The sequence below is a fragment of the Candidatus Berkiella cookevillensis genome, assembly GCF_001431315.2.
Classification (GTDB): Bacteria; Pseudomonadota; Gammaproteobacteria; order Berkiellales; family Berkiellaceae; genus Berkiella_A; species Berkiella_A cookevillensis.
This window is the reverse complement of the sequence record NZ_LKHV02000001.1, coordinates 698,466-713,715: the sequence shown is the minus strand read 5'-3', so window position 1 is coordinate 713,715 and position 15,250 is coordinate 698,466. Positions and strand designations below refer to the sequence as shown.

Below are 15,250 nucleotides of genomic sequence, written 5' to 3'. Positions count from 1 at the left end.
TATTCGAGTTATGTCAGAATTAAAGTATGGCCCTTTAAACAAAGATCTGCATACTCAAATGTACGAGTTGATTGTAAAATGCATTTTAGAAATACCAAATAGCGTGCAACATAGCATTGAATCAGATAAACACGGCAAGGATGCCTTGTTTACACATATTGGCAATGCTTCTATCAACTTATCCGAACTCACCCAAAAAATTAATTTTAATCACTTATCCTTTAATCAGAATGACAGTTATCATTTTGAACAAAGTTACTCTCCCTATTTTTTTAATCGAGAATTTGGCAATGGCCATCATAACCAATACAGTAGCTTAAGTTACGCTGAAAAATTAGCGATTTATAATTATACTGGATCTTATTATCACGATATTAATTCTTTCTTGCATGGTAAAGTAGATTCTCTGCATTATGCCTGGGACTATTGCTGCGCGCACCCCACAAATTTAAATGACACAGCAAATGAACTGATACTCAATATGGGATTTTTAGCCTCTGGCCTTAACAAAATAATGCCAGAAACCGATCATCATAGTCACACCTACCGAGGTGAGCATTCCCCAAGCCATGATGAAATCCAAATGCGAATACAACTTGCACAGATAGAAGATGGCATTACACATGAACCTGCTTTTATGAGTACTTCTCTTAATAGCTATATCAGTGAAGGTTTTTCAAGTGGCAGTCTGATTATTTTTGATCACACCTATGGAAAAAATATTACAGGTCTCTCACAATTTGAAGGGGAAGAAGAATATCTTATTCTACCAGGGCATATCTTGTGGGAAGCCTATGACTATCATTACGGAACCTTCCGGTTTCAGGCAAAAGTTGTTACTCCATTACTAGATGATGCAAATACACTTTCAGAAAATGAACTAATACAATTTAAAAATCTAATTGATTTTGCAGAGCAAAATTATATAAAAATAGATTTTTTAACTGATTTTAATCAAGAAAAATTAACACACAGTCTCAAAGAAGTGAGTCTTAAAACTGTCGTCGATAATCACACTATTTGCTTTGATGAGGTGCTCTCTTGCGTCTCAGATAATAATATATTGGATGGCACATTAGATACCCTCCCATTATCATATGCTCATTCATCTGTATCTGAATTATTTTCTCAAACAAGTGCGCTACTTGAAGTTTTTTAATGCAAATGATTGCTAATTAGCATAATTTAGCATAGCCTAATTGCTATATAAATCATATATAAATAATTGTAATGTTAGGAACACGATTCTTACAGTGCTTTCGCATAAAGCCGCTAATAAAAAAACACCATTATACTGAATCAAAAATAGATCCTAAAACAGATCTTGATGATCTATGTCATCGGATCAACGCATTAAAATTATCTCAAAAAAATACTAAGCCAAAAATTTCTTCTAATGAAACATATACTCAGCCACAGCATTGGATGAGAAGTTCTTTATTTTATTACAGAAAAGCAAAATATTATCAAGGTATTCGATTCTATCACACCAGTATTATTTGTCACAAAAAGCCCAAAATACTGCAAGATGCAGATCATATAGATGCAAATGGTTGTATTAAAAACGAGCTTATTCAACAAAGAGAAGCTTTTTTAAAAAAGCATGACATGATGCAAAATAAAATATTACATGAAAATAGGATCGTTTATGCCAATTATCATTTGTATGATATTGGGCAATTAGATGCAAATGGAAATACTAATTTGCAACGCATGCAAAATGGCAATTGCCCTGTGGGTTTAGATGGGAGAGATTTAATCGTTATCCATCATCTTGATCAATCGCACGATGGAGCATGGATCATACTCACTAATTCATTCCATCAAGATTATCATCCTCAACTACACAGCAATATATCCCCTATAAACCGAGTAAAAAGAGACTTATTTCAAGAAGAGAAAAATTTCTTTTGGAAAAACCAGGCTGCTATGCACCTTGATCTGGATAAAGAAAATCAACCTATGCGGCGTTATGGCCGGTGATGAAAGCTCAAAATAAATTCAGGACAGCCATAATTAAAAACAAGAAAAAACATGCAATAATCGAATAATGAATTGGCCGTTGCTACCATCATTGATGATCTTCGGGTAAATATCTTGTGAAATGATTAACAGGTGAGTTTGAATGAAATATTGAATTAAGCGTGTATGCTTGAATATAATTTTTTTGCCTGAGTGATGCCTTTTAAACCTTTCCTCACCTCTTTGCCAAAATTCAACAGCAATATTTCACTCCCCACTGCATGAGCAAAGCTTTTACTTAAATTTTTGACTAAGGATATCCAGTTTTGAGGCTCAAATTGTAATCTGCTTAAGATTGGCGCCAGATGCTCTGGGATAGATCCTGCTTCTTTATCCTCTCGAATTACTCGGCCTGTATAGTCTACAAGCTCTAAATAATCTATAAGTTTAAAATCGATGACATGAGAATGATGTTTTGAGATGTCTGCAAAAGGCACTAAGGACTTGGGTTGTGCAAGACTATTGTATATGTCCGCTTTTTCGCGCTTAAGCTGTTTAATGGATTTTGGTTTATTGATTTTTAATTGCTTAGAAATATACTGAATGCGTTCATAAATGGAAGTAAATTCTGATTCTTCTGGTTTTTGAACAATGCCTGCTCTCACTGGGTTTAGATCAACATAAACCATAGCGCTTAATAATGCACCCTCATCTAACAAGGCTTGAGATTTAAAACGCCCTTCCCAAAATCGTCCTGCAGTATCATCCTCTCCGTTTACATCGCGCGCTATTTTTTCGTTTAAGCAGCGCATAAACCAGCTAATGCTCGTTAAGCGCTCTTTCCAAAGCTGAATTTTCTGTTTTAGATGCTTATTTTCTTCGGCATCTTTAGGGAAAATAGAAGCCCAACGACGGATGATTTCTGCTTCTGACCAAGCCTCAGCTTGCTTATCTTCCACATATAAAACAACATGATAATGGTTGCTCATGATGGCATAAGCACAGATCTTTATAGCAAAGATATCCGATAAATACTTTAATCGATCGACAATCCATGCTTTACGATGCGAATAATCTTTTTGGGTTAGCTCATCGAAACCACACAAAAAACTACGGCGTACACATCGATTCATGACGTGATAATACGGCGTTGCATTCAAATCAATTTGTTCTGAGCGAGCTAAAGTCATAACTTAAAAAATATCCTTATTACTGAAAGGAATTCTAGCTCAAAATTTTTGGGTAAAGCAACTTAATGTGGCTGTCCTGTATAGTAATATTAGCGGCTTGTGCTGGTCCAAGGGCTATCCTTAACCCTAAACCGCCAAGGCAACAACTTATGCTCTTGTGCATAGTCTATCCCAACACGAGGACTGGCAATAATTTGCTTCTGTGCAAAATGAATACCACGATCTTCAATCCAAATCCTATCACCAATCAATGAACATCCATCAATCTGCGTGGTAATGCCTAATGCTTGCGACAATACACCTGGTCCTGCAGTTAAGCGTGACTCCACTTTTTTCATATTACGGCGCTTTATCATGGTTGAAATTCCATCGACCGGCTCAACGGCTCTAATTAAAACAGCATGAGGTGTTCCAGCTTGTGCCGTTACTACATTAAATAAATGATGAATGCCATAACATAAATAGACATAGCCAATACCACCTGCTTGATACATCGTTTCTGTGCGCGCAGTACGTCTATGATTGTAAGCATGAGAAGCCTTATCTTCAGCGCCTCGATACGCCTCCGTCTCGACAATCATGCCTGCTGTTAATTGTCCGTCAAAGCATGTGACTAAAAACTTACCCAGCAATGCTTGACTGATACCCACAACATCATCATTTAAGTAGAATTTTTGAGTCAGTATAGTCATTGTAATCAAAGATTAAGCGCTGCAACTTGTTCTTTGTTTTCTACTTGTTCTTGTCTCAATTTTATTATTTTTTTCGAATTTTTTAGCATTTCTAGACTGCATTTTAAATTTTTCCTGTGCATGTAAAACGGTACGTGCTTTTTCTCTGATCAAATCGCTTATCTCTGCTGCTTGAATAGCCTTGCTAACAGCTGGCTTATGATTGATAAAACGCATCATCGTATTTTTACTGGGATCACCTGCTCTTTGCATTGTCTGATCGCATACTATTTTTCCAAACCCATACTTTTCTAATAATTTATTCCAGTGTGCAAGTGAATGGAAATTTCTGACTTCACCTTTTTCTTCTTGTAAAGAGACACCCATGACAGCATTATAAATACTATGTGCCATATTTGCCATCGCACGATCTTTTTCAGATCGTACATCATGATCAACCAACATGAAACTACCACCAGGTCTTAAAATGCGACGAATTGATTTCAAAAAGCCATCCATCTTATCTTCAGGTATATGATGTAACCCAATAAAACAAGTTACCATATCCACACTATTATCTTTCAATTTTTCACTATCAAAGGGAGCATAATCATTAATAGGCAAAAACTGATCATAAGGTCTTGGAAAACCTGTTTGAATATAATCAGTTAAAGATTCTTGATCGTTTATCACCGTCACAGTACCTGCGATCTTATGATTTTTTCTTAAGGTGCCAATAAACCGCCCGGGATAACCTATTTCAACCAATCCATTGATGGTATCTACTTTGTTAGATTTATCTTGCATTAAAGTTGCAACTTGTTGCCCAAGATCGTGCTTAATATCACTCAATGAAGACAGAATTCTTGTAGCACTCCCTATAAAGGATGGCATAACTTCAGAAATTCTTTTGTGCAATTCACAATAAATATCTTCATTAGAATCTGCATAAGATAAAATATCATCCATCAATGCAAAGAGTTTATCTTTATCAACACGCTGCAAAACATTGTCTAAGAATTTCCCAAATTCTGCTTTCAAGCGTGGAGATTGAAAGATGGCCTTATAAAAATTAACTTCTTTCTTAAAATACTGTGTGCTAAATCCACTCTTAAATCTTCCCTCAGGATCGATTTCTTGTTTTTTCTGAGCAACTTCATCATAAGTAGGGTAAGACTTTTCAAATTGCTCATTTGAAGCAACCGCTTGATAAGGTAGATAATAAGCGCCGCCATGCGCTAAAGTTAAATCAATAGACTCTTTAATCCATTTTTTAGCTTTAATAACTTCATGCGCCTTTAATGATTGATTAAAGCATAATACAATCGCAAATCGATCGCCTTGATTTGCATAACCCATTTTAGAAATTTTGTCTTGCTTTACATAGCGAACAGTTGCATTAATCAAAGGAACTTTATTTTTAGTTAATAACTCGCCTAATGCCTTTCTAAAACTATCTAAATTTTCACCTGGAATAAAATATTCTTGTAACCACTCTGATTCACTCTTCGAGTTATTAAACATAGCATTAATAGGGGGATGCATAATTTCATTCGTGGTTGTTAGCGTTTCATTTTTTAATAATCTATTTTTTTCATACATCCAAATAAATTTTCTAAAGAAAGGAAATCTTCTCGCAAAATTTACCAATATACGCTCTAACCGTGTTCCATGAATTGGCTCTTTACTAAAATCTTTTGTTGTTGCATTTTGAGTCGCAGGAATTTCCTCATAGTTAACAGCAATACCTTCACCTAATAGATTTTTAGGATCAATAGATAGTCTATATAAATGCATCTTTTTTTCATTATTTTTTTCTACGTTCTTTTTAAAATAATCAACGTAATTTTCTGGCTTAACGACAATGCTTCTTTCTACTAGAGATTGATTATCGGCAAGCTCAATTTCAGCATCAAGAATAATGCCAAACTGACCGAAACCACCTACCACATAAGCAAATAATTCATCTTTAGGCGTCAATTTTTGAATTTCGCCTCTTGCATTTATAATTCGGATCGCACGAATTGTGTTTGCAATCGTGCCTGTTTTATTCCAGCCATGAATATTGGTACCGATAGAGCCACCAATACTAAAGACATTAGAGGCTTGCATCACTTTTACAGCTAGCTGTAATGGGTTTGCAGCAACTTGTAAGTCACCCCACGTTGCACCAGCTCCAACAATGGCAGTTTTTTCTTTGGCATTGATTTTAATATGATTAAAATGACTCATATCAATGGCAATACTCTTTTCATCGGCAGGAAGAAATTGCTTTCCTTGGCTCCTACCTGCGCCAATCACGCTGATCGTTTTATTTGATTGATTCGCTTCTTCTAAAATACGAATCAATGCTTGTTCGTTTTTTGGTGCCTCAATACTTGTTGTTTGATGATATAAACCACCACCTGAGACAATATTATTCTGATTTTTTTCTTTAGGTATAAAATAGAAGGAAACCAGCTGAGGGTTAAAAAAGCCAATCAGTGACGCCAGAAAAGCCAACATATTTTTCACAGCTAAATCAAATGACTCTGAAGCTTGGATATTGAGAGTGGCTTTTGAAGATGCATTTTTCGACAATAGCGCTCTTGTTTTCGCAAAAAGTGAATAACCTACATTAAATATAACATCAGCAACCGCAAAAACAGGGAAAAAAGCAATAAAAATCAAACGTGTTGAAACAAAATCTAGCGTTTTAGAGAACCATGAGGTTGTTTGTTTCAAATGAATATTATCTATCCATCTTGCAGGCAAACTACTCAAATTACCCAATCTAGCAATAGAGGATTTCATATTTGATTTTAAGTTTTGATAAAATGATTTCATGATAAGCATCGCGGATCCTAGTTTAAAAATCGTGCATGTTTCTAATACGAATACGATCTTTTCTCAAATTTCGTACCGTTTGATTAAATTCTTTAGTTGTCACATCAATTTCGACAATCTTTTTATTATCAATGTAATTTCGATAAGCATATAACACATGATATCGTTCTAATGGCTTATCATCTGTAAGCTCAATTTTAAATTGAATCTTATCTTGCCCTGCTATTTTCTTAAATTTTACATCGTGACGAACAAGTTTGGTGGCTATTTTTTGAAATGTGGCATAACGCGGAACAGTAATGTGATAGTATTGATTCTGTTTGAGCGCATCTGTTTTTTTCCACTGCTCAATGATTTTAATTTCTTTATCAATTCTTTTTAAGTTCAAAAGAGGATCATCTACCTTAATAAGTAAATGTATTCTGTCAGCGGCAGCATTTTGAGGTTGGCTATACCACCAAGCAATAGGAGCGGAAATTGCATGTCGGCATAGCAATTCTATGGTGGTTACACACAAACTCACAACGTCAGCTAAGGTTTTATTTGGACTTAACCAAAAAGCATTATACACAATCGACAATTTTGATAAATAATTAAAATAATAAAATGGCGTATGCTGTAAAAAGTTGGCATATTCTGTCACTAAATCAGCCACACTGTCTTGAAAAGCTGTTTTATTTTTTCGATTAAGCACGGGATAGAGTAATAAGGACAATATCCCTTTTAGAATAAAACTTACTGTTGTAAATGCACTGATAAAAACATTCATCAGCATATATTCAGAAAAGATCAATTCTGAAACCGTATGATGTCTACGCGCAGTACGATAGGAATCAACAAAAATTCCCCACAATCCAAAGAGCTGTCGAAAGAAAGGGAAACGATAAAATGCATGCCCTTCTTTTAAAAATGTGCCTAATTCTTGCGCCATTTCAACATTACGCCATTCTGGTACTGTCAGATAAGTTTGGTAAAGTTGACGCTCATAATCCGCATGCCTGCGCTTAGTGTTCTGATTTAATACTTCAGTGTATTTTCCCATAGTGACTTGCTTAAAATCCTTGGTTTCAAGAGAAAGGCATTATATGCGAGCAATCACTCACATTCAAGTTTTTTTGACAAGACATCTGAATTTTTTAGCCAAAATATTTCTACCTATTGTTAATTCAATGATCTTTATGCAAATATTTTCTAGAAGCTGTCTCAAATACCCTTATGAATATCCAATCATCTGCTATTGTTTGTATTTGCTAACTTAGTTGTTTAAAATGTGGGCATCTCCCAAAACAGACACACAAAAATTTCACATGCTGCAATTTATTCTTTCTCATAAATCAGATTTTCAATTTAAGCCAAATCACTTTTATCAGAATATCTACAATGAGATTCAACAGCTCATCACTTTGGCAGAACAAGAATATTCGGGTATCGAAATTGACAAAAAGCAAGTTGAAACATTCCTGGAAACGATAGGCTCCCAACTGCTCTCTGATGTGCACAGTTCAACCCATACAGTACCGGAAGCGTTGAAAGCACTTGCCTGTTTTTATATGCTAAAACAGAACCAACTTTTATTAGATAAAGCACGAATTGCATTTTCAAAATACCAATCACAATTGGAGCAATTTCAACATTTAGGTGATCCAACAGATGAAAATGCAAAAGAATATGACACATTAGGTGCAAGTGCTTTAGCTTCTAAAAAAATAGCCGATGAAGGCAGCAAAGAAATCTTACAGCAACTCGCTACTTGCGATATCATATTTCCCAATACCTTAAGCAATTACTCTGAACTCTCCAATCTATTAAAAACCTGCATTGCAGATTTTAATCATTATTTTGTATCTAGTATCAACTATTATCGCATACTCAATCATCATGGCTGTCAACTCTTTGCAGAAGATATGAATGTATTTGTCGAACAAAAAAATGCCAGACATCAAAAACTAGGTGGCCCTTTTCATGGCAAAGTGATCTGCAGCCAAACGCCCTCATCCCTTGCTTTGCTTGATCCCATTGCTTTTGACACACTCTCTCAAGATATTCAAGACATCCAAACAGGATTCAAACCTCGTACACAATTTTATATCTATGCAAATGTAAATTTTTCTCATTGCATGGCCTTAGATATTGAAAGAGAAGAGGATGGAACACTCCACATTCTTTCTTTTGATTCTGCCCAACATATTGCACAATATTATTTACTAGAAAAATTGACTGCTTTTTTAGAGAAAAATAAAATTAATTTTAAAATAACTGCCTGCCAAAGCGGGCTGCAACGTTCTATGATTAATTGTGAGATATTCAGTCACCTGTTTTTGCAAGATAGCGCTAAAGTGCGTTTAGCCCCCTTCATGGCCAAGTTAGCAGAAATTGAACAACCTGCTTTTTCCAGCATAACCCCCAAATTTGTCAAATCTTATGCGCCCTTATCAAAAGTCAAATGGTGTTCTGTGGCTGATTTGCAATTTCCAAAATTACTATTGAGCCGACACGGCCTATCGCAGCTTGAAGTGGACATTCATACACTCGGCGAGAAACTAGGTAAGATTCGCTTAGGTGACGATCCACATTTGTTCACTGCGACAGAACTAAATCAAGAGCATAGAGAAGTCTTTGTTCATAATGAACAAAATACTTTTATTGCAATAAAATTCAATCGCTTTTATCAGAAAATCAAAAACACATTAGCTACTTTTGATATTGCAACGCTTAAAGAAAACTACAAGCGTAGAGATGCAGATCCAACACCAACTGAATATTTAGCATTACGATTAGCCGCATCAGGTCAAAGACCCAAACCTTTGATGGAACAGCTCATTGCTTATCTTGTTGCGCAACCCAATGGTGCCCAAAACCTAGATACACAAGATGATAATATTCAAAAAAGAAAAACAGCGCTACACTGGGCATTAGACAATGGCAATGCAATGCGCGCGGCTATGCTGATAATTGCAGGGTGTAAAATAGATATACCCGATGCACAGGGAAGAACAGCAAAATCTATTTACGCAGAATCAACGGTTAAATCGATACAAGATAACCCAGTATTGCAACAAAAATTAGGATAAAAATGCTATATTTTCAGAACCCACAAACAGAAGCTCTATTAAGTGAAACCAGCAGAGCCGCATTAGCGTCAATGGAAATGCATCATGGAACACTCTCTGAATGCTTGGGACATAGTAATATCAAAAACATTTTCCTGATTCAAGATGCCTATGAAGCAGGACATTTAAATTATTTATGTGAATTTTTAGAAACGCATCATTACAATGACTTGAAAGCAATTGTAGGAGCAACACTTTATCCAGATGTGTTTTTCCTAGGCTCATTCTATAATCCCAGCTATTTTGACATGAAAATGTTAGACAGCGATGGCATGCAAACCCTATTTTCTAGACTGAAACCTAATGTAGATGCGAGTAATGCATTGCTCTCTTTATTAAAAGAAGGAACTCATTTTACAGATTGTCGTGCAATGGCAATGATGGCGCGTATGCTCACTATTTGGGATTTTTGTATTCACTCACAAGGCGAACAAAAGGGAACCGTTTTATTCAATCAAATGTACGGAGAAGCTAATGCCGATACCGTCACCCCAGAATCACGTCGCTTACTCTTTTCACAAATGGCTGAGTTCTCTGGTCTTATCTCCGTTGCTTCAGCAGGAAAATCACGATCATCCAGTCAATTTCCAATAAACCCATTGAGCTGTTTTGTAGGCTATCAATCAACACCCGCACCTATCTCTAAAACAGATCTCAATCTTAATATTGGTAGCGCTTTCTTTTTTGCAAACCACCCAGATTATTCTATCAAACATCCTGCAGGAGCATGGGCTGGCTTTGACATGTTTTACTATGGAAAAGGAAAATTTTCTGGTTTTGGCTTGAAAAAAGGTGTTCGCTTTTTATCTCAAGCGGAGATTAATCAACTTTTTATAGATGCTTATCAACAACCTCACTCTCGCTATGAATTATCATTCATGCGCGGGCTTTCGCTCCCGATCATAGCCTCTTGTAGAGAGCGCTTAACGGTAGAAGATCTGCCAACCTACCTCTCTCAGCCATGTACCTTTAGACCAAAGCTATTACAAATGTTCTGTAATGATGATCTCTCCTCATACTATCCAAGCCTTGAAAGATTTATAGCACAGCCTTCAAAAGCCCAGTTAAAACTCATCAAAGCACAGATCGCCATTTCTCAACTTAAGATCGATTCAATAACAAAGGAAGAAGATAATAGTACCACACACACAAGTAGTACAGCCTTGCTACCCGCTTATAACCGCTATCAAGAGAGCAACGCTTCCACACCGCCAACCGATAATACTACAACACCACCCACTAGCATTCATCGAAAGGCTATGACACAGTAAAGCAAGAACAGAGCAATCACTAAAAACAACGATAAAGCAAATAAACCGCAAGTAGTTGGACATCTTTCTTTTGATATTAACTGTCATAATATGCACCAACACTTCTTTGAAAAATCTGTTATCATAATGAGCATCTTAAAGACATATATTGATCTGGGTCCGACATGTTTGAAAATATTGACCCCGCACTACTTTCTCGCATTCAATTTGCTTTCACCATAAGCTTCCATATTATTTTCCCCTCTTTCACTATCGGCCTTGCAAGTTGGTTAGTGGTCATTGAAGGTCTATACCTAAAAACAAAGCATCCTATTTATAAAGAAATTTATCGTTTCTGGGTAAAAATTTTTGCTATTTCATTTGGGATGGGCGTCGTATCTGGTATTTTCATGTCCTATCAATTTGGCACCAACTGGTCCGTCTTTTCTGACAAAGTAGGTAATGTAATTGGGCCACTCATGGGATATGAAGTGCTTACTGCTTTTTTCCTCGAGGCGTCTTTCTTAGGAATCATGCTCTTTGGTTGGGGACGGGTTAGCAAAAAAATGCATTTTGTTGCTACCCTCATTGTAGCTATTGGTACGCTGACTTCTGCATTTTGGATTTTATCGGCAAACAGCTGGATGCATACACCAACTGGTTTTCGAGTTGGCACTGATGGCTTATTTTATACAACCAGCTGGATGTCTGTTATTTTCAATCCCTCTTTTCCCTATCGCTTTGCTCACATGGTCATTGCCTCTTATCTTACAACAGCATTTGTTGTTTCTGGGGTTGGCGCTTGGTATCTCTTAAAACATACCTATGTCCATCATGCGCGCATTATGTTTGCAATGGGTATGCTAATGGCCGTTTTTGTCGTGCCCCTTCAAATCATGATTGGCGATATGCATGGCTTAAATACCTTAGAACATCAGCCTGTTAAAGTCATGGCAATGGAAGGTATTTGGGACAAAGAAAAAGGTGCCGGATTACGCCTCTTTGGTTGGCCAGATGAAAAAACAGAAAGCACAAAATACAGCGTAGAAATTCCCAAACTTGCAAGCTTGATTCTTACGCATTCTTCAGAAGGTGAGCTAATGGGTCTAAAGCACTGGCCCGCTCACGAAAGACCACCTGTTGCTGTTGTATTCTGGTCATTTCGCGTGATGGTAGGCATTGGCCTGCTCATGATGTTAACCGGCGTATTTGCCGTTATCCTATTTTTCAAGAAGAGGCTCTTTACAACACGCTGGTTCCAACGATGGTGCATTGCTTTAACACCTGCGGGCTTCATTGCAATACTTGCAGGATGGTTTGTAACTGAAATAGGTAGGCAACCTTATCTGGTATATGGCCTGCTTCGCACCAAAGAAATGATTTCACCTGTTGATCCCACTTTAGTCGGTATATCACTCTCTGTTTTTATCGTCGTATATACTATTATCTTCGGCTCTGCGCTTTATTACATCCTTGGGCTTATCAAAAAAGGTCTAGACACAGGTGTCTGGGAAGAGACCTATGGTCAACATGGTCTGAAAAAACCTATTTCAATCAGTGATATTTTTCCAAAAGCATTAAGGGGAACAAATGATGTTTGAAGAGATTCTCAAGCACTTGCCCCTCATTTGGGGAGGCCTTATTGTATTTGCAATATTTCTATATGTTTTGTTGGATGGCTTTGATATCGGCATCGGCATTTTATTTCCATTTGCGCCTGAAGATACATGTCGCTCCAAAATGATGAATTCTATTGCCCCTTTTTGGGATGGTAATGAAACCTGGCTGATTTTAGGTGGCGGCGGTTTATTAGCAGCCTTTCCACTCGCTTATGCCATTTTAGCTTCTGCCTTATATTTACCCATTATCTTTATGCTTGTGGCACTTATTTTTAGAGGTCTTGCCTTTGAGTTTAGATTCAAAGCAAGCCTCAAATCACGTGCCATTTGGGATTATTCTTTTCACTTTGGTTCTTTATTTGCAGCTTTTTGCCAAGGCATTATTTTAGGCGCCATTATTCAAGGCATCTCAGTAGAAGGACGATCTTTTTCTGGCGGTGCTTTTGACTGGCTCACTGCTTTTTCTTTGATGACAGGTTTAGCGATGATCGTAGGCTATAGCTTACTAGGCTGCACTTGGCTCATTCTAAAAACCGATGGTATTACACAAGCATGGGCGCGCAAAACAACACTTTATATTTTAGCCTACTTTATCTTCTTTATGGCAGTTGTCAGTTTATGGACGCCCTACTTAAATTTCCATCTCTATGAGCGTTGGTATACGTGGCCTAATATTCTCTATCTTTCGCCCATACCACTTGCTTTGGGTATTTGTTTTATAGCCTTTATTCGCAGCATAAAAAATAATAGCGAGCGTATGCCCTTTTTCTTAACCATTCTTATGTTTATGCTTAATTTTGCCGGCCTGGTGGTTGGGCTATGGCCTTGGATAGTGCCTTATCAAATTTCATTTGCCAAGGCTGCTGCTGCGCCTGAATCACAATTATTCCTTATTTCTGGTGCAATTTTCATATTACCCATTATTCTTGGCTATACAGCCTATTCTTATTATGTCTTTCGTGGAAAAGTGAGTCATGAACAAATGTATTAGCTTCATCACAGCTAAAATTCGAATGATGCGTTGCCCCGCCAAAGAATCTTCTCAAGCCCAATCATCTCTAACAGCTTGGGCTTGGTTTATTGGTTTATGGCTTGCAAGCTTAGTTGGATTTTCTCTTTTCGTTTATGGACTCAAAGCAATCGCTAAATTTTTACTGCCATAAAAAAAAGGGGTTATATACCTAATACCAGCCAGTTAAAACATGAACAAAGTGAATAATTTTCTTCCCTTGAAATCAAGGGAAGAAGCTCGCTTTAGCGAGCAGATGGATTTTTTAGAATATCTATTTTGAAAATCCTTCTCTGCACCTAAAGGTGCCTCTTTCTTTGATAACAAAGAAAGAAGTGATTCGCTATGCTCATCCGCAATTCATTAAATGCTTACTAAGCATATGATTACATCATTGCATATAAAGCACTACTGGCCCTAATCCCATATTTAAGACCAAAATAAACTAACATTAATCCAGCACTAAAAGTAATGAGTTTAATGAAGCGGTTACTAAAAAATCGTTTTCCAACCTCTAACAAACCACTTAGCAATACACCCCACAATAAGACGCCTAAAATAATCGCTGAATTCTGAAATAAACTGACTGCGTGACTTGTATAAGCATCAGGCTGATAACTTGCTGCAAAAATACTGATCCAAAACATAATGCCAATGGGATTGGCAATCGAAACAACAAAGCCTGTCATCAAACCACTCAAATAGGAATGTGTAGCAGATTTTTCTGAAAAATTAACATCAATGTTTTTTGTTTTAAGCAGAGATTTAATACCTAAATAAATGAGAACCATAGCGCCCAAAAGCGCACAAATATTCATAATGACAGGAGATTGCGTTAATAAACTCAAACCAAAGGTTGCCATAATGAGGCAAAGCGTATTACCAAACGCACCCCCGACACGAACAATAAAGGCACTCAAGAAACCATGGTTCAGGCCTCTTCGGATCATTTCTAAAGATACAGGGCCTATGGGAGCAGCTAAAGTGACACCTAAAACAATTTTCTCTAACAACATGCACTACCCCTAAAACAACCACTTTTGTACAAAAATCATTCTAAATTTGACTAATTATGCTATTTTCTAGTTAGAAAGAATAGAAAAGTTAGACGGATGGTAATTTAGAGAAATACCAGATTAAATACAACAGCTAGGTGAAAATATATTTTCCTCATAAATTTAGGTGTGACTACAAAAATACGATGGATATCCTAGGCTTTAACATAGAATAGCTAATTTGCATGAGTAACTTATTCAACCCTATCATTGGCGGGATACTTAATCGCATTTAAGGCCATTTTTTCTAATACAGCCTGTTTTAGATCGATGTTAACCATATCTGCAAAACAAACCAAATAAAGCAATATATCCGCAATTTCCTCGCCAATGGCTTGTTTTCTATGGAGATCGTGATGCGCTACCTCTGCCTCTGTAGAAGAAAGCCATTGGTAAATTTCTACCAACTCTGCCACTTCCACAGAAAGCGCCATCAGTAAGTTTTTAGGATTATGGTAAGGCTCCCAATTCCTCATTTTTGCAAAAGATCTAATTTTTTCTTTTAACTCATTAAAATCAATAATGTCATTCACTATTTTCATCCATACCAATTATCTT

13 protein-coding genes are annotated in these 15,250 nt (G+C 36.7%); 7 read left to right on the top strand and 6 right to left on the bottom strand.

The window, feature by feature from the left end:
• Positions 1 to 10: 10 nt before the first annotated feature.
• Entirely contained in the window at positions 11 to 1,159 is a 1,149-nt protein-coding gene (locus CC99x_RS03175; protein ID WP_057624504.1) for an ADP-ribosyltransferase, read from the top strand.
• A gap of 71 nt (positions 1,160 to 1,230) precedes the next feature.
• Positions 1,231 to 1,983 carry an HNH/ENDO VII family nuclease gene (locus tag CC99x_RS03170; protein WP_057624505.1) on the top strand — a complete coding sequence of 251 codons (753 nt, stop codon included), beginning with the start codon at positions 1,231 to 1,233 and terminating at the stop codon, positions 1,981 to 1,983.
• A gap of 155 nt (positions 1,984 to 2,138) precedes the next feature.
• Here the strand turns inward: CC99x_RS03170 and CC99x_RS03165 are convergent, their stop codons facing one another.
• From CC99x_RS03165 to CC99x_RS03150, 4 genes are all read right to left on the bottom strand, one after another.
• Complete coding sequence (locus tag CC99x_RS03165; protein WP_057624506.1) at positions 2,139 to 3,152, bottom strand: hypothetical protein; 1,014 nt, start codon at positions 3,150 to 3,152, stop codon at positions 2,139 to 2,141.
• A gap of 89 nt (positions 3,153 to 3,241) precedes the next feature.
• Entirely contained in the window at positions 3,242 to 3,844 is a 603-nt protein-coding gene (locus tag CC99x_RS03160) for a DNA-3-methyladenine glycosylase (RefSeq protein ID WP_057624507.1), read from the bottom strand.
• A 12-nt stretch (positions 3,845 to 3,856) separates the two neighbouring features.
• Positions 3,857 to 6,658, bottom strand: a complete 2,802-nt coding sequence (locus CC99x_RS03155) for an FAD-binding protein (protein WP_057624508.1) — start codon at positions 6,656 to 6,658, stop codon at positions 3,857 to 3,859.
• 13 nt (positions 6,659 to 6,671) lie between these two features.
• On the bottom strand, positions 6,672 to 7,691 hold the full coding sequence (locus CC99x_RS03150; protein WP_057624509.1) for a hypothetical protein: 1,020 nt from the start codon (positions 7,689 to 7,691) through the stop codon (positions 6,672 to 6,674).
• A 226-nt stretch (positions 7,692 to 7,917) separates the two neighbouring features.
• Here CC99x_RS03150 and CC99x_RS03145 point away from each other — a divergent pair, with 226 nt between their 5' ends.
• From CC99x_RS03145 to CC99x_RS03125, 5 genes are all read left to right on the top strand, one after another.
• Entirely contained in the window at positions 7,918 to 9,720 is a 1,803-nt protein-coding gene (locus CC99x_RS03145) for a YopJ family acetyltransferase (RefSeq protein WP_057624510.1), read from the top strand.
• A 2-nt stretch (positions 9,721 to 9,722) separates the two neighbouring features.
• Positions 9,723 to 11,030 carry a hypothetical protein gene (locus CC99x_RS03140; protein WP_057624511.1) on the top strand — a complete coding sequence of 436 codons (1,308 nt, stop codon included), beginning with the start codon at positions 9,723 to 9,725 and terminating at the stop codon, positions 11,028 to 11,030.
• A gap of 164 nt (positions 11,031 to 11,194) precedes the next feature.
• Positions 11,195 to 12,610: a cytochrome ubiquinol oxidase subunit I gene (locus CC99x_RS03135; protein ID WP_057624512.1), complete on the top strand. Its 1,416-nt coding sequence runs from the start codon at positions 11,195 to 11,197 to the stop codon at positions 12,608 to 12,610.
• The gene (cydB, locus tag CC99x_RS03130) at positions 12,600 to 13,619 is read left to right on the top strand and encodes a cytochrome d ubiquinol oxidase subunit II (RefSeq protein WP_235528080.1); all 1,020 of its coding nucleotides are present in this window, start codon (positions 12,600 to 12,602) and stop codon (positions 13,617 to 13,619) included. The genes CC99x_RS03135 and cydB overlap by 11 nt, the downstream gene beginning before the upstream one ends.
• The gene (locus CC99x_RS03125; RefSeq protein ID WP_057624514.1) at positions 13,603 to 13,791 is read left to right on the top strand and encodes a hypothetical protein; all 189 of its coding nucleotides are present in this window, start codon (positions 13,603 to 13,605) and stop codon (positions 13,789 to 13,791) included. Before cydB ends, CC99x_RS03125 begins: the two co-directional genes overlap by 17 nt.
• A gap of 232 nt (positions 13,792 to 14,023) precedes the next feature.
• On the opposite strand, the gene CC99x_RS03120 is transcribed toward CC99x_RS03125, so the two are convergent.
• Positions 14,024 to 14,653 carry a LysE family translocator gene (locus CC99x_RS03120; RefSeq protein ID WP_057624515.1) on the bottom strand — a complete coding sequence of 210 codons (630 nt, stop codon included), beginning with the start codon at positions 14,651 to 14,653 and terminating at the stop codon, positions 14,024 to 14,026.
• Positions 14,654 to 14,886: 233 nt separating this feature from the next.
• Positions 14,887 to 15,225: a MazG-like family protein gene (locus CC99x_RS03115; RefSeq protein WP_200953454.1), complete on the bottom strand. Its 339-nt coding sequence runs from the start codon at positions 15,223 to 15,225 to the stop codon at positions 14,887 to 14,889.
• Positions 15,226 to 15,250 lie beyond the last annotated feature (25 nt).